The organism is uncultured Mucilaginibacter sp., from assembly GCF_937859865.1.
Taxonomy (GTDB): Bacteria; Bacteroidota; Bacteroidia; order Sphingobacteriales; family Sphingobacteriaceae; genus Mucilaginibacter_A.
Window position 1 is genome coordinate 13751 of sequence record NZ_CALMAT010000129.1, and the last position, 14825, is coordinate 28575.

The window sequence follows — 14825 nt, forward strand, 5'->3', positions numbered from 1 at the left end:
ATTTTTAACAATGGAAGAAAACAAAATTACCCGTTGTTCCTGGTGCGGAAACGATCCATTATACATCAAATACCACGACGAAGAATGGGGAAAAGAGGTGCACGACGATAAAATCCTGTTTGAATTTTTGGTGCTCGAATCCGCACAAGCTGGTTTAAGCTGGCTCACAATTCTTCGTAAAAGAGAAAATTACCGAAAAGCTTTTGCCAACTTCGATGCCGAAAAAGTAGCCGCTTTTACCGAAGCTGTTGTAGAACGGTTAATGCAAAATACCGGCATCATCCGAAACCGTTTAAAAATCCAGGCGGCAATTAGCAACGCCATACTGTTTTTACAGGTGCAAAAACAGTATGGCTCATTCGACAGCTATCTGTACAGCTTTATGCCGGAAGGAAAACCGATCATCACCCAAAAAGAACTTTATAGCGAACCAATCATTACAACTGAAATTTCTGATGCCATCAGCAAAGACCTAAAAAAACGCGGCTTTAAATTCTTTGGTTCCACCATTTGTTATGCGCACATGCAGGCAACCGGCATGGTAAACGACCACGCTGTAAATTGTAGTTTCAGATTCTGATTTTACGCATCGCCTAATCAATCCAAATCCTTAAAATTGCATTAATCAGTGTAATCCATTACATCGGTGAAATCAAATTAAAATCGGTGTAATCAAACTAAAATTGAAATACATCTGTGCAATCTTTATCTTCCATGAAAAAATTATTCCTTCTGGATGGCATGGCGCTTATTTACCGCGCCCATTTCGCCCTCAGCAAAAACCCGCGTTTCACTTCCGGCGGCATCAACACTTCGGCCGTAATGGGTTTTGCCAATACGCTGATGGAAATTTTAAAAAAAGAAGCGCCAACGCATTTGGCTGTTGTTTTTGATACCGATGCGCCAACCGAACGCCATACCGATTTTGTGGCCTACAAAGCGCACCGGCAAGCCATGCCCGAAGATTTGTCGCTGGCTTTGCCTTACGTTTTTCGTTTGGTAGAAGGCTTTAATATTCCGTTGATTACTTCGGATGGTTTTGAAGCGGACGACGTGATTGGCACCTTGGCCAAAAAAGCCGAACAAAAAGGCTACACCGTTTTCTGCATGACGCCGGACAAAGATTTTTGTCAGTTGGTTTCCGAAAACATCTTCGTTTACAAACCTGCGCGCATGGGCAACGACATGGAAATTTTAGGGGTAAAAGAAGTATTGGAAAAATGGGAAGTGCAAACGCCGGAGCAAGTCATAGATATTTTAGGTTTGTGGGGAGATGCGGTAGACAACATTCCGGGCATTCCGGGAATCGGCGAGAAAACGGCGAAACTGCTGATTAAACAGTTTGGTTCAGTGGAAGAAGTAATTAAAAACGCCGATCAGTTGAAAGGAAAAATGCGTGAAAACGTAGAGAAGTTTGCCGATCAAGGCTTGATTTCCAAAAAATTAGCCACCATTCTACTGAATGCGCCAGTAGAACTGGACGAAGATGCTTTGCTGGTTGGCGCGCCAAGCCGGGAATTGTTAGAACCGCTTTTTGCCGAACTGGAATTCAGGACGATTGGCCGAAGAGTTTTTGGCGAAGATTTTTCGGTAAACGAAGCACGTTCTGCTGTTGGCGTTCAGGCTGATTTGTTCAGCATTCCCGCAGAAAACGGCAATGCTTCTTTTACCATACAAAAATCAGTGGCAGCAGAAATGCCGGAACCAATGGTCGTCAGCAAAAATATTGAGAATACCGAACATCAATATTTTTTGATGGACACGCCGGAGAAGCGAAAGGAATTGATTGATTTACTTTCCGGCCAAACTTCTTTTTGCTTCGATACAGAAACAACCGGAACGGATGCAAACCAATGCGAACTGGTCGGTTTGTCTTTTTCTGTAAAAATCAGTCAAGGTTATTACGTTCCGGTTCCTGCGGATCAAATCGAAACACAAAAAATTGTTGATGAATTTAAAGCGGTTTTGGAAAACGATCAGATTATGAAGATCGGCCAAAACCTCAAATTTGATATTTTGGTTTTGAAATGGTACGGCGTGAACTTACAAGGCGCTTTGTTTGATACAATGATGGCGCATTATCTCATTGATCCAGATACGCGCCACAACATGGATTTGCTGGCCGAAAACTATCTTGGTTATTCGCCGGTTTCCATCACTTCTTTGATCGGCTCTAAAGGAAAAAACCAGGGAACAATGCGCGATGTGGAGATCGAAAAAATCAAAGAATACGCTGCCGAAGATGCCGACATAACTTTGCAGCTAAAAGAAGCATTTGAACCGGTTTTGAAATCGGTTAAAGCGGAAAGACTGGCGCACGACTTGGAATATCCGCTGATTTATGTGCTGGCCGAAATGGAGTTTGAAGGCGTGAAAATTAACCGGCAAACGCTGAACGAATCTTCCGCGCATTTGGAAAACGATTTGGCGCAATTGGAAAAAACGGTTTATGAAAAGGCCGGCCTCAAGTTCAATATTTCATCGCCAAAACAGTTGGGCGAGGTTTTGTTTGAAAAGTTGATGCTCGATCCAAAAGCCAAGAAAACCAAAACCGGCCAGTATCAAACCGGCGAAGACGTGCTTCTTTTACTGGCAAATAAAAGTGATATTGTGCGCGATATTCTGGATTTCCGGCAGTTGTTAAAACTAAAATCTACTTATGTAGATGCTTTGCCACTGATGATCAACCCAAAAACCGGGCGCGTGCATACTTCTTATAACCAGGCAGTTGCAGCAACGGGAAGGTTAAGTTCTAACAATCCAAACTTGCAAAACATCCCAATCCGGACGGAACGCGGCCGCGAAGTGCGGAAAGCTTTTGAACCGAGAGACGAAGACCATGTTTTGCTTTCTGCCGATTATTCGCAGATCGAATTGCGTTTAATTGCCGAGATCAGCAAAGATGAAAACATGATGGATGCTTTTTTTAAAGGCATTGATATTCATACCGCAACGGCGGCAAAAGTTTACGGCCGAACGATTGAAGAAGTAACCTCCACCGAACGCCGCAACGCCAAAGCGGTAAATTTTGGGATTATTTACGGCCAATCGGCTTTTGGTTTGTCGCAAAGTTTGGGCATTTCCCGCAAGGAAGCCACCGAAATTATCGAGCAATATTTTAACCAATATTCGGGCATCAAAAGTTACATGAGCGACACGCTGGACTTTGCCCGCGCAAACGGATATGTAGAAACTTTGATGGGCCGACGCCGGTATTTGCGCGATATCAATTCGGCCAATCCAACGGTTCGTGGTTATGCCGAACGAAATGCAATCAATGCACCCATCCAAGGTTCGGCGGCGGATATGATTAAGATTGCGATGATCAATATTCACAACGAACTCATCAAACAAAAGTTGGATACCAAAATGACGATGCAGGTGCATGACGAGTTGGTGTTTGACGTGCCCAAAACAGAAGTGGAAACGGTGATGCCTTTGGTAAAAGAACTGATGCAAAACGCCTTTAAAACCAACATCCCGATTGTGGTAGAAACAGGCGTGGGCAGCAACTGGCTGGAAGCGCATTGATAACGAAAACTTATTTCTTAAATCACATCTTCCACTAAAATAATTGCTACATTGAGCCACCAATTTTAAACCTTACAGAGCATGAAAGTAATTCATTTAAGCGCAGAATGTTATCCTGTTGCTAAAATTGGCGGTTTGGGCGATGTGGCTGGCGCGTTGCCAAAATACCTCAATCAGTTGGGCGTGGAAGCGATGGTGGTGATGCCTTTTTACGAGCGCAAGTTTGTGCAGGAAAACGCTTTTGATACTGTTTTTAGGGCAACAAGTTTGATGGGCGACCGGCCGTTTTACTTTGAAATCCTGAAAGAAAAAACCAAAAAACTGGGGTTCGATTTGTACATTCTAAAAATTCCCGGTTTGCTGGACCGGACGGAAGTTTACGGTTATGATGATGATGTAGAACGTTTTACCGCTTTTCAACTGGCATTTTTGGATTGGATGCTTTGGTCGGGCGAACAGGTCGATGTCATCCATTGCCACGACCATCAAACCGGATTGGTGCCTTTTCTGCTTTATTATTCAAGTCGTTATACTTCGCTTTCCAATATCCGTACGGTTTTTACCATTCATAACGGGCAATATCATGGCGCTTTTGGCTGGGAAAAGTTTAATTATTTACCCGATGTTGATCCCTGGAAAACCGGTTTGCTGGATTGGAACGGCGGCATCAATCCCTTAGCTTCAGCAGTACGTTGCGCGGATGCTTTTACCACGGTTTCGCCAAGTTATCTGCTGGAACTCACTTCCAACTCTAATGGTTTGGAATATTTGTTTGAGCTGGAAAAAGCGTACGGAACCGGTATCATCAACGGTATTGATTACGATGTTTGGGACCCCGAAAACGATCCGATGATTGTAACTCATTACGATACTGAAAATGTTGCTCTAAAAAAAGCATTCAACAAAGCATTCCTGTGCGGACAATTTGGCTTTTCGCCGGATAAACCTTTGTTTACTTTTATTGGCCGTTTGGTGGCAGAAAAAGGTGCAGATTTATTGCCCGGAATTTTCAGGCAGATATTTGCAGATATAGAAAACCCGGTCAATGTTTTGATTTTAGGTTCCGGAGAAGCCGCAACCGAGCATGAATTAAGTGCCCTAAAAGAAGCATTCCCCGGCCGGTACAACGCTTACATTGGTTACAACGAAGAATTGGCGCACCGTATTTATGCCGGTGCCGATTTTATTTTGATGCCTTCGCGGGTTGAGCCTTGCGGCTTAAACCAGCTTTATGCTTTGCGTTATGCTACCATTCCGGTGGTGAATAGCACAGGCGGCTTGAAAGATACGGTGATTGATATCAGTGAACCCGACGGCTACGGTATCCGGTGCGAAGCAGCTACGGTTGATGCTGTTTTTACCGGTATAAAAAGAGCAATCGAACTTTTTCAGAACACAGCGGCTTTACAATTGTTATATCCGCAAACGATGTCCCTGGATTTTTCCTGGGCGCGTTCGGCCAAAGAATATATTCATCTCTACCACAGTTTAAAACCTAAATCATGACTTCCTCTAAAGTAATCTGTATCGTATTAGGCGGCGGCCAGGGTTCCCGGCTGTTCCCTTTAACAGCTACACGCTCTAAGCCCGCTGTTCCTATTGCCGGAAAATACCGCTTGGTAGATATTCCCATCTCCAACTGTATCAATTCGGGTATTGAACGTATTTATGTGCTAACCCAGTTTAACTCGGCCTCGCTCAACAAACACATCAAAAACACTTACCATTTTAGTGTTTTCAGCAGTTCTTTTGTTGATATTTTGGCTGCCGAACAAACACCGCACAATACCACCTGGTACCAGGGAACGGCGGATGCGGTGCGCCAATCGTTGCACCATTTGGCACCGCATGAATTTGATTATGTGTTGATTTTATCCGGCGACCAGTTGTACCAAATGGATTTTTGCAAGATGATTGATGAGCATGAAGCAAAAGGCGCAGAAATTTCTATTGCAACCATTCCGGTTAATGAAGCAGATTCGGCAGGTTTTGGTATTTTGAAAACGGATGAAAACCAGATGATCACGTCCTTTATCGAAAAACCAAAAAAAGACATGCTGCCGGGCTGGGATTCTGAAGTGAGCGAAGAAATGCAGGCACAAGGCCGTATTTATTTGGCTTCGATGGGCATTTATATGTTTAACCGCAAAACGCTGTACGATTTATTGGAAGGCAATACCCGTGCGGATTTTGGCAAAGAAATTATCCCGCAATCTATTGGTAACAATAAAATTTTAAGTTACCAGTACGAAGGTTATTGGACCGATATCGGTAGCATCCCTTCTTTCTTTGATGCCAATTTAGGTTTAACAGATGAAATTCCGCAGTTTAATTTATTTGATAAAAGAAGCATTTTCTCGCGTGCAAGGATGTTGCCGCCTTCCAAATTATCCGGCACATCATTGCACAATTCTATGATTTCGGATGGTTGTATCATCCATGCCGCGCATATTTCCCGCTCGGTAATTGGTATCCGTACGCGCATTGGCGTTGGTTCCACCATCATCAACACGTATGTAATGGGCAATGATTATTATCAAACGCTGGAACAAATAGCCAAGTACAAAGAAGAAAACAAACCAATTATGGGCATTGGGGAACGTTGCTACATCAACAATGCCATTTTGGATAAAAACTGCTACATTGGTAATGATGTAAAGATTAACGGCGGCAGCCATCTGGAAGACGGCGATTTCGGAACTTATACGGTTACAGAAGGGATTATTGTGGTGAAAAAGAATGCCGTTATCCCAAGCGGAACAATTATATAAAAAGAAGTTTAATTTTTTTACCTGTTAAGGTTTCCATGCTTCTTTTACCCTATAAAAATTGCCAAGTACCTGGCTTTTGGTTTTGTTTAAGCTGGTTAAGTCACCAATTTTTATAGGGTAAAAGAAGCATTAACAATCTAAATTCTTCAACAAAAAGAGGTTTCCCAAAAGGATACCTCTTTTTTGTTGAAATAGTTTATCAATAAGCGCAAAGCTAATTTAAACTATTTGATTTTTGTACCTTTAAACATGCCTACAATAGTTGAACTTCAAACATTTTATAAAACGATTAACAAAGTTTCCGTATCTGATAAAAACGAAATCGGCCATTTTAATATTTTTAAAATTGAAGATATGCTTTTGCCTAAACATAGAAAAGCAACTTACAGTCGGCGCAGTTTTTTTAAGGTTACCCTGATTACCGGCCACAGTAAAATACATTATGCCGATAAAATTATAGAAGTAAACGGAAGCGCGCTCGTGTTTACCAATCCTACAATTCCTTATTTTTGGGACACGATTAGTGAAAAACAAACCGGTTATATGTGCATTTCCATCTCAACAAAGCGTTAAAGGAAATAACCGGACAAACAACTTCGCAACTAATTAATGACCGGATTTTGCAGGAAGCCAAAGTATTATTAAAAAACACCAATTGGACTATTGCTGAAATCGCTTTTAGCTTTGGTTTTGAAGAGCCTAATCATTTTTCCGGCTTCTTTAAAAGCAGGGCAAAAATTACCGCAACAAAATATAGGCAATTAAACAATGATTGATTTTTGTAGTTTTTGCTTTCGTTTTGGTATCCTCGCTTCTGATTAAATAATAACCTTTGTCCTGTAAATTTAATTACCATGTGGACAAAAGAGAATATTCCCGATCAAACCGGTAAAACTATATTAATAACTGGTGCCAATACTGGCCTTGGTTTTGAAACGGCACTTGCGTTATATGGAGCTGGTGCGCATGTAGTGCTTGCCTGTAGAAATTTGAAAAACGCAGAAGATGCCCTTATTAAATTATATGAGCCAAATGGAAAAGGCACACTTGAAACTGGTGTTCTGGATTTATCAAATTTAAGTTCTGTTAAACAATTTGCAGATACCTTTCTTCAAAAACACAAACAACTTGATGTGCTAATCAATAATGCTGGTGTAGCGATGCCACCCGCATCAAAAACAGCACAAGGTTATGAACTGCAATTTGGGGTAAATTTTTTAGGGCATTTTGCGCTTACCGGCCGTTTATATCCTTTGCTTAAAGAAACTTCTAATTCACGAATTATAACATTTAGCAGCAATGGTTACCAAGGTTCGGTAATTGATTTTGACAATTTAAAATCAGAAACAGGTTATGATGCTATTCGGGAATATAGACAGAGCAAATTGGCGAACCTAATATTTTCAGTTGAGCTGCAACGCAGAATTGTGGCTAAAGGAGTTAAAGTACTTTCCATTGCGGCACAACCCGGAGCAAACAAAACTGAGTTGACACGATATCTAAGCGAAGCAGCAATTGCAGCAGGGGTTGAGCGTCTTGGTGAATTTATGGAGCCGTGGCAAGGCGCGTTGTCATCATTATATGCAGCTGTATCAAACGAAGCCAGCGGAGGAAATATGTATGAGCCTGACGAAGGCGGATACAGAGGGTATCCAACATTGGCAACCATTCAGGAAAATGCATTGGACGAAACAGTGGCCAAAAAACTTTGGGGTTTGGCAGAACAGGTTACAGGAGTTTATTATCCTTTATAACAAATACTTCTTTTACCCTATAAAAATTGGTGCCTAATTTTATAGCGATAAAAGAAGCATAGGTTTCAACAGGTTGTGAATTTAAGATTTGTTTTAACCAAAAAAAGAGGAGGCTCCATCAATGGATAAAGCCTCCTCTTTTTAATTGTATTTTACAAATCAATCGTTTGCCCAATCTCTGGCAAAATGAAGTTTAAACCAACATTGGCAAATTTAGCTTTTGCGGCTTCATGGTCTAATTTGATCGGTGGAAAAGTATCAAAATGTACACCAATGATATTGACACAGTTGATAAAAAAAGCTGCCTTAACCGCGTCGTCAACACCCATGGTATAGTTATCGCCGATTGGAAGAAAAGCCCAGTCCAACTTTTCGTCTTCCAGTAGCTTCATATCATATGTTAAAGCGGTATCGCCGGCAATATAGATTTTTTTGCCATCGGCATAAATCACATAACCGGCCGGGTTTCCGCCATAAGTTCCGTCGGGCATTGAACTGGAATGGATGGCGTTTACCATTTTTACATGGCCAAAATCGAAGTTAAAACTTCCGCCAATGTTCATGCCATGCACTTTTTCTACATCGTTATTGTTTAACCAGCCTTGTATTTCGGCAATACAAATTACGGTTGCGTTGCTGTTGGTTTGGATGGTGAAAAGATCGGCCACATGGTCAACATGGCCGTGCGTTAATAAAATGTAATCTGGTTTGATGGTATCAATATCAATACCTTTTGCCAGTTCATTTGGCGTGATAAAAGGATCGAACAACAACTTTGCTTTTTCAGTTTCCAACAAAATAGTGGCGTGGCCGTAATAAGTAACTTTCATGTTTTCGTGTGTTTAAATTCTAATGTTTAAACATCCAACACACTACTTACCAAAAAGATTACCCAGTTCGCCTAAATCGCCAAACATGTTTTTGGTCATGGCAGCCATTTCGGCTTGGTTTAAATTTTCGGCTTGTTCTATGGCTTTGTTTACGGCAACAGCCAGCAGTTCTTCCAGTTCTTCGCGGTCGGCTTCTTTGTAAAATTCTTCGTCTATGCTAATCGTTTGAACCTGTTTATTGCCGTTTGCCGTAACCGTGATTTTTCCGTTTTCTGCGGTTCCTTTTACGGTGATGTTATCCAAACGTTTTTTTACTTCGTCTGCTTTTTGCTGTGCTTCAAATAGTTTGTCAAACATAATGCTGTTTTTATCGGTGTAAATTTATTGGTCTTCGGCTTCATCGCCAGTTCCGGTGTACGCGCTTTTTCTTACGATCGGCATTCCGGTAATCCTAAATAATTCGTCTAAATGCAGCAAACTTCCGTTTACCATATTGCCTAACAAAACAATGGTTACATCGTTTTTTAAATCGCGCACAAAAATATGCCGGAAACCGTGCCACCAGCCGGTATGATAAACTACTTTTTGATTCGGCGCATCAAAAATCCGCCAGCCGTAACCATAATTAAAATGGCCATGAACCATTGGGTTTCGGGGCGTGTAAGCCGAATCCTGCGTTTGCTGTTTTAACAAACGGCCGGCACGCATAGCGCGGTCAAACAGATACAGATCTTCAACCGTGCTGTAAATACCTTTATCGCCAACTGGCCCATCCAAAAAGTTTTGCGCCACAGAATACCGCCAACTGTTACGGTCATGGCCAACTACATGCACAGGAATTTTATCATAAACTGCTTTAGAGTAAACGGCCGTGTTGTTCATTTCAGCCGGTTTAAACACATTTTCTTTCATGTATTGCGCGTAAGGAATGCCGGTTACTTTCTCGATGATCGCGCCTAAAACCATGAAATTAGAATTGTTATACAAAAAACGCACGTTGGGTTTGTTAAAAGGAGCCGGTTTGTATTGCGCGATCAAAGCCATTTCCTGTGCATTGTTTAAACCTTTGCGCTGGTCGCGGTGCTCTTTCCGAAAAACATCATCGGTAAAATAAACGTAGTTCATCATGCCGGAACGGTGGGTGAGCAGTAAACGGATGGTGATGCCATCGTACGGGAAACTGGGGAAGAAGTCTTTAACGTTTTGGTCTAATTTGAGCTTGCCTTGCTCCATCAGCATTAAAATAGCGGTGGAAGTGAGGGTTTTAGAAACCGAGGCCAGCTCGAACTGGTAGTTCACTTTCAGGCTGTCGCGCGTTAAATAATTGGCCCAGCCGAAAGCATTTTCGTACAAAATTTTTCCTTTTTTGGCGACTAATACATTGCCGTTAAAACCGCTGTGCTTGTGCAGGTTTTGCATAAAAGCATCAATCCTTTTATCGGCATTTTTTGGGCTGTATTTGAGGAGCGAAGTGGTATCGAAGGGTGTTTCGGCAACTACTTCCTGCGGCGTTTTTTTGTGTTTGGAACAGGCGGTTAGTAGAAGTAAAGCAGCCGCAACGGGTAGAAGGTAGTTCTGGAATCTCATTAAAAAGTCAAATCTGTCGTTTAAAACGGTGGCGAAAATAAGATATTGTTTTACGAAAACGAGGCGAAAAGTTTCGATTACTTGATGCTTTTTTTACCGGTAGTTTTTTATTTTTTGAGCGGCGCAAAGATTTGAACTTTGCAGGTAGGCGCTTTGCCGCGTGAGGGATTGCAGCGGAAAGCCCACAGCGCAGCGAGGACTTGCAGCGGAAAGCCCGACCCGCAGGGGCACGCCCAAAAAAAGAGCGGAGAAAAAGAGAGCGGGGAGTGGAAGGCTGGTGAAGAACGGAAGTGTAAGATTTTTACTTGATAAAAGAAGTATATTTGGATATGGAAGTAGTAATCATTAAAAGTATGAACCCGGACCATGTTCGGTTAATTACAGAATTTGCTGAAAATTTGGGCGATGAGGTTAATTTGATTAATGAAGAAGACGCGGAAGATTATGCATTAGGTAAATTAATGTTGCAGCAAAAAACCGGGAAAGAAGTTAGCCGTGAAGTGATCATGGCAAAACTTCGTAGTTAATGAAAATTATTTTTGATGAAGCTTTTGAAAAATCCCTTGATAAAATCAAGGATAAAATTGTAAAGAAACAGGTTGAAAAAGCCATATTTCAAGTCGAAGCTTCTCCAGCAATTGGATTTGTGCGAAATACCAAAAAGATGAAGGGTTTTAAAACTTGTTTTAGAATCAGGGTTGGCAATTATAGAATTGGGTTAGAATTAGAAGAGATTGACACCGTTAGATTTTTGATCATCGCCCACCGAAAAGACATCTATAAAATATTTCCTTGATACATTTGATCCAAGCTTTACACACATACTTCTTTTATCGCATTAAAATTTGCCTGGTAAAAGAAGTATAGTAATTTCCGCTCTTTTAAACTTCAAAAATCCCTCGCTCGCCACTCCTGGTCTTCCACAACCTTCTTTGTAATTTTCTTGAAGATTATAGCTCAGCTTTTAGATTTAGCCCTAAATTTGGCGCTACAATCGAATTAAAACCATGAGTTTCAGAACCGAACACGATACGATGGGCGCCGTGCAAGTGCCTGCCGATAAATACTGGGGCGCACAAACCGAGCGTTCGCGCAACAATTTTAAAATTGGACCGGCGGCAAGCATGCCGGTTGAAATTATTGAAGCTTTTGCTTATTTAAAAAAAGCAGCGGCTTTTACCAATGCTGATTTGGGCGTTTTATCTGCCGAAAAGCGCGACCAGATTGCCCAGGTTTGTGATGAAATTTTGGCAGGAAAACTGGCCGGCGAATTTCCGCTGGTGATTTGGCAAACGGGTTCAGGCACGCAATCCAACATGAATTTGAACGAAGTAATTGCCAACCGGGCGCATGTTTTACAGGGAAATTCGCTGGGCGAAGGCAAAACTTTTATCCACCCAAACGATGATGTGAATAAATCACAATCATCCAACGATACTTACCCAACGGCAATGCACATTGCAGCCTACAAAGTGGTGATGGAAACGACAATTCCGGGTGTTGAGAAGTTAAGAAATACGCTTCAGGCAAAAGTAGAAGAGTTTAAAAACGTGGTTAAAATTGGCCGCACGCACTTAATGGATGCCACACCGCTTACTTTGGGCCAGGAGTTTTCGGGTTATGCTTCGCAATTAACACATGGTTTAAAAGCGTTAAGAAATACGTTAGACCACTTATCGGAACTGGCTTTAGGCGGAACCGCGGTTGGGACCGGCATCAACACACCAAAAGGTTACGATGTAAAAGTGGCCGATTACATTGCCAAATTTACCGGACTTCCCTTCCGCACCGCGGAAAATAAATTTGAAGCTTTGGCTGCGCATGATGCTTTGGTAGAATCGCACGGCGCATTAAAGCAAATCGCGGTTTCATTAATGAAAATTGCAAATGATATACGTATGCTGGCTTCCGGCCCGCGTTCTGGCATTGGCGAAATCCATATTCCGGATAATGAGCCAGGATCATCCATCATGCCGGGAAAAGTCAACCCAACCCAAAACGAAGCGGTAACGATGGTTGCCGCTCAAGTGATGGGAAATGATGTTACTATTTCGATCGGCGGCAGTAACGGACACTATGAACTGAACGTTTTTAAACCAGTGATGGCGGCGGCCTTTTTGCAATCGGCGCGTTTAATTGGCGATGCCTGCGTTTCCTTTAACGATCATTGTGCCGTTGGCATCACGCCAAATTATGAAGGCATCAAAAAGCATTTAGAAAATTCGCTGATGCTGGTTACCGCTTTAAACCCGCACATTGGTTACGAAAATGCGGCTAAAATTGCAAAAACGGCGCTGAAAGAAAATCAATCTTTGCGCGAAGCGGCTATTGGTTTAGGTTTGCTGACCAACGAGCAGTTTGACGAATGGGTTCGTCCCGAAGATATGATTGGCGGTTTAAAATAGAGTTGCCTCACCCTAAATCCCTCTCCAGAAAAAAGAGGGATTTTTCCTTGCTTCTTTTACATGCAAAAAATACGATACTTCTTTTACCTGCTGTTTTTGGTGATGTTGGCTTCCTGCCGGTTTAACCAATCGGTGCAGCGTCCCGGCGTTATTTTTTTGCAGGGCGAATGGAGGCAAGATTCGGTGCGTTTACAAAGCAAGTTGTTAAATTATACTTTATACCAGTTCCGTTTCAGTTGCGATTCTGTTTTTATCACCACCGATAATTACAGCAAGGTAAACTACGGCACCGATAGTTGCATGAACCAGAATAAATGGAAAGAATATGTGCGCGCCAAATACGAACTTCACCACGATACATTACGCGTTCGCGGTTTGTACTGCAACCCGGATTTCAGCCTGAAAAACAAAGGCTGTTTCCACATCGGTGTGTACGAAGAGTTGTTTAAGCTGAAAAAAGAAACCGATACGTTGCTGCATGTCATCAGTTTTTCCAGTACCGTTCCGTTTGATATCCATCTTACTAAAAAAATTACCTGCAAACCAAAACCGTTGTAAATACCATGAAAAATAAATTAGGCATACTTCTTTTAGCACTGTTTTTTTCTTATCTGCCGATGCAAAGTATGGCTTGGGGAATGTTGGGCCACCGCGTGGTTGGGCAAATTGCCGACAGCTATTTAACCAAAAAAGCACGCAAAAATATTCAGTTAATTTTGGGCGATGAATCCGTAGCGATGGCCAGCACTTGGGCCGATTTTATTAAATCCGATCCGGCTTACAGCTACCTTTCGCCCTGGCATTATATTGATTTTGACAAGGCCTACAACTACGCCGAAATGCAGATTTTTTTAAAGCAGGACACCGCCGTGGATGCTTACACCAAACTCAACCTCATCATTGCTCAGCTTAAGAACAAAAACCTGGAGCAAGGCAAAAAGCAAATGTATTTACGCTTGCTCATTCATATTGTGGGCGATGTGCACCAGCCGATGCATACCGCACATACAACAGACAAAGGCGGAAACGACGTAAAAATATTCTGGTTTAACAAACCGACCAATTTGCATGCGGTTTGGGATTCGAACATGATTGACGACGAACAATTGAGTTATACTGAATATACGGCCTGGATAAACCACAGCACCAAAGAACAACGCAGGGCTTTGCAGCACGATGACATCAGCAAATGGCTGTACGAATCGAACCAGATTTCGGAAAAGCTGTATGCCGAAATTAAACCGGAAGCGCATTTGAGTTACCGCTATACGTTTGATCATATTGCCATTGCCAACCAGCAATTGCTAAAAGGCGGCATCCGTTTAGCAGGAATATTAAATGACCTTTTTGGTTAGTTGAGAAGAGCGGTGAGCGGAGAAAACATGACATAACGCTTTATATATCTTTCTTCCCCGCTCCCCGCTCTTTTAAATTTTTTAACTCGCTCCCCGCTCTTTTCTCCTCACTCTTCGCACATGAAAATATTAATGGTTTGCCTCGGTAATATTTGCCGTTCGCCGCTGGCGGAAGGCATCATGAAACAGCAGGTAAAAGAAGCAGGGCTGGATTGGGAAGTGGATTCGGCCGGAACCGGAAGCTGGCATATTGGCAAAGCGCCCGACCACCGTTCTACCCGCGAAGCTAAAACGCGTGGCGTAGATATCAGTAAGCAAATTTGCCGCCAGTTTAAGGTGCAAGATTTTGATGATTTCGATTTAATCTTGGTGATGGATAAAAATAACCTCGCCGACGTTTTGTCCCTCGCCCGAAACCAACAGGACCGCGAGAAAGTAAAACTCCTTTTAAACGATCAGGAAGTGCCCGATCCATATTTTAACGATAACCATTTTGCGCCCGTTTTTGATTTGATCGAAGGTGGCTGCAAGGATGTGATTAGGAAATATAAAAGTTAAGTTTGATGCTTCTTTTATCGGCATAAAATTGGTG

The 14825-nt window shown here is 42.2% G+C and carries 16 protein-coding genes; 13 read left to right on the forward strand and 3 right to left on the reverse strand.

The genetic code is table 11. The annotated features are described in order from the left end of the window. Positions 1–10: 10 nt before the first annotated feature. From Q0192_RS13990 to Q0192_RS14020, 7 genes are all read left to right on the forward strand, one after another. Positions 11–580, forward strand: coding sequence for a DNA-3-methyladenine glycosylase I (locus Q0192_RS13990; RefSeq protein ID WP_299290154.1), 570 nt, complete (start codon positions 11–13; stop codon positions 578–580). Positions 581–714: 134 nt separating this feature from the next. Further along, positions 715–3531, forward strand: coding sequence for a DNA polymerase I (polA, locus tag Q0192_RS13995; RefSeq protein WP_299290156.1), 2817 nt, complete (start codon positions 715–717; stop codon positions 3529–3531). Between the two features lie 81 nt (positions 3532–3612). After that, positions 3613–5037, forward strand: coding sequence for a glycogen/starch synthase (locus Q0192_RS14000; RefSeq protein ID WP_299290158.1), 1425 nt, complete (start codon positions 3613–3615; stop codon positions 5035–5037). Then, positions 5034–6302 (forward strand): glucose-1-phosphate adenylyltransferase, encoded by a 1269-nt coding sequence (locus Q0192_RS14005; RefSeq protein ID WP_299290160.1) that lies wholly within the window; start codon positions 5034–5036, stop codon positions 6300–6302. The genes Q0192_RS14000 and Q0192_RS14005 overlap by 4 nt, the downstream gene beginning before the upstream one ends. A 249-nt stretch (positions 6303–6551) precedes the next feature. Continuing rightward, the gene (locus Q0192_RS14010) at positions 6552–6875 is read left to right on the forward strand and encodes a hypothetical protein (protein WP_299290162.1); all 324 of its coding nucleotides are present in this window, start codon (positions 6552–6554) and stop codon (positions 6873–6875) included. Further along, positions 6848–7078, forward strand: coding sequence for a helix-turn-helix transcriptional regulator (locus tag Q0192_RS14015; RefSeq protein WP_299290164.1), 231 nt, complete (start codon positions 6848–6850; stop codon positions 7076–7078). The genes Q0192_RS14010 and Q0192_RS14015 overlap by 28 nt, the downstream gene beginning before the upstream one ends. Before the next feature lie 78 nt (positions 7079–7156). Next, entirely contained in the window at positions 7157–8056 is a 900-nt protein-coding gene (locus tag Q0192_RS14020) for an oxidoreductase (protein ID WP_299290166.1), read from the forward strand. 152 nt (positions 8057–8208) lie between these two features. Here the strand turns inward: Q0192_RS14020 and Q0192_RS14025 are convergent, their stop codons facing one another. Genes Q0192_RS14025 through Q0192_RS14035 form a run of 3 tightly spaced genes read right to left on the reverse strand, consistent with a single transcriptional unit; the run spans position 8209 to position 10473 of the window. Then, positions 8209–8886, reverse strand: a complete 678-nt coding sequence (locus tag Q0192_RS14025) for a metal-dependent hydrolase (protein ID WP_299290168.1) — start codon at positions 8884–8886, stop codon at positions 8209–8211. A gap of 42 nt (positions 8887–8928) precedes the next feature. Next, complete coding sequence (locus Q0192_RS14030) at positions 8929–9243, reverse strand: YbaB/EbfC family nucleoid-associated protein (RefSeq protein WP_299290170.1); 315 nt, start codon at positions 9241–9243, stop codon at positions 8929–8931. Positions 9244–9267: 24 nt separating this feature from the next. Further along, positions 9268–10473, reverse strand: coding sequence for a serine hydrolase domain-containing protein (locus Q0192_RS14035; RefSeq protein ID WP_299290172.1), 1206 nt, complete (start codon positions 10471–10473; stop codon positions 9268–9270). Between the two features lie 329 nt (positions 10474–10802). Between Q0192_RS14035 and Q0192_RS14040 the strand changes: the two genes are divergently transcribed. The 6 genes from Q0192_RS14040 (at position 10803) to Q0192_RS14065 (ending at position 14791) form a co-directional block, all read left to right on the forward strand. Then, positions 10803–11000, forward strand: coding sequence for a hypothetical protein (locus tag Q0192_RS14040; RefSeq protein ID WP_299290174.1), 198 nt, complete (start codon positions 10803–10805; stop codon positions 10998–11000). After that, complete coding sequence (locus Q0192_RS14045) at positions 11000–11269, forward strand: type II toxin-antitoxin system RelE/ParE family toxin (RefSeq protein WP_299290176.1); 270 nt, start codon at positions 11000–11002, stop codon at positions 11267–11269. Before Q0192_RS14040 ends, Q0192_RS14045 begins: the two co-directional genes overlap by 1 nt. 211 nt (positions 11270–11480) lie before the next feature. After that, on the forward strand, positions 11481–12878 hold the full coding sequence (fumC, locus tag Q0192_RS14050; protein ID WP_299290178.1) for a class II fumarate hydratase: 1398 nt from the start codon (positions 11481–11483) through the stop codon (positions 12876–12878). A 60-nt stretch (positions 12879–12938) separates the two neighbouring features. Continuing rightward, positions 12939–13436 (forward strand): fumarate hydratase, encoded by a 498-nt coding sequence (locus Q0192_RS14055; protein WP_299290180.1) that lies wholly within the window; start codon positions 12939–12941, stop codon positions 13434–13436. A gap of 5 nt (positions 13437–13441) precedes the next feature. Beyond that, entirely contained in the window at positions 13442–14233 is a 792-nt protein-coding gene (locus Q0192_RS14060) for a S1/P1 nuclease (RefSeq protein WP_299290182.1), read from the forward strand. A gap of 120 nt (positions 14234–14353) precedes the next feature. Beyond that, positions 14354–14791: a low molecular weight protein-tyrosine-phosphatase gene (locus Q0192_RS14065; protein WP_299290184.1), complete on the forward strand. Its 438-nt coding sequence runs from the start codon at positions 14354–14356 to the stop codon at positions 14789–14791. Positions 14792–14825 lie beyond the last annotated feature (34 nt).

Bases quoted from the DNA above. Each gene is read 5' to 3' on its own strand.
- Q0192_RS14065 (WP_299290184.1), top strand. From the start codon at position 14,354: ATGAAAATATTAATGGTTTGCCTCGGTAATATTTGCCGTTCGCCGCTG.
- polA (WP_299290156.1), top strand. From the start codon at position 715: ATGAAAAAATTATTCCTTCTGGATGGCATGGCGCTTATTTACCGCGCC.
- Q0192_RS14010 (WP_299290162.1), top strand. From the start codon at position 6,552: ATGCCTACAATAGTTGAACTTCAAACATTTTATAAAACGATTAACAAA.
- Q0192_RS14055 (WP_299290180.1), top strand. From the start codon at position 12,939: ATGCAAAAAATACGATACTTCTTTTACCTGCTGTTTTTGGTGATGTTG.
- Q0192_RS14020 (WP_299290166.1), top strand. From the start codon at position 7,157: ATGTGGACAAAAGAGAATATTCCCGATCAAACCGGTAAAACTATATTA.
- Q0192_RS14045 (WP_299290176.1), top strand. From the start codon at position 11,000: ATGAAAATTATTTTTGATGAAGCTTTTGAAAAATCCCTTGATAAAATC.
- Q0192_RS14060 (WP_299290182.1), top strand. From the start codon at position 13,442: ATGAAAAATAAATTAGGCATACTTCTTTTAGCACTGTTTTTTTCTTAT.
- Q0192_RS14005 (WP_299290160.1), top strand. From the start codon at position 5,034: ATGACTTCCTCTAAAGTAATCTGTATCGTATTAGGCGGCGGCCAGGGT.
- Q0192_RS14035 (WP_299290172.1), bottom strand. From the start codon at position 10,473: ATGAGATTCCAGAACTACCTTCTACCCGTTGCGGCTGCTTTACTTCTA.
- Q0192_RS14025 (WP_299290168.1), bottom strand. From the start codon at position 8,886: ATGAAAGTTACTTATTACGGCCACGCCACTATTTTGTTGGAAACTGAA.
- Q0192_RS14040 (WP_299290174.1), top strand. From the start codon at position 10,803: ATGGAAGTAGTAATCATTAAAAGTATGAACCCGGACCATGTTCGGTTA.
- fumC (WP_299290178.1), top strand. From the start codon at position 11,481: ATGAGTTTCAGAACCGAACACGATACGATGGGCGCCGTGCAAGTGCCT.
- Q0192_RS14030 (WP_299290170.1), bottom strand. From the start codon at position 9,243: ATGTTTGACAAACTATTTGAAGCACAGCAAAAAGCAGACGAAGTAAAA.
- Q0192_RS14000 (WP_299290158.1), top strand. From the start codon at position 3,613: ATGAAAGTAATTCATTTAAGCGCAGAATGTTATCCTGTTGCTAAAATT.
- Q0192_RS13990 (WP_299290154.1), top strand. From the start codon at position 11: ATGGAAGAAAACAAAATTACCCGTTGTTCCTGGTGCGGAAACGATCCA.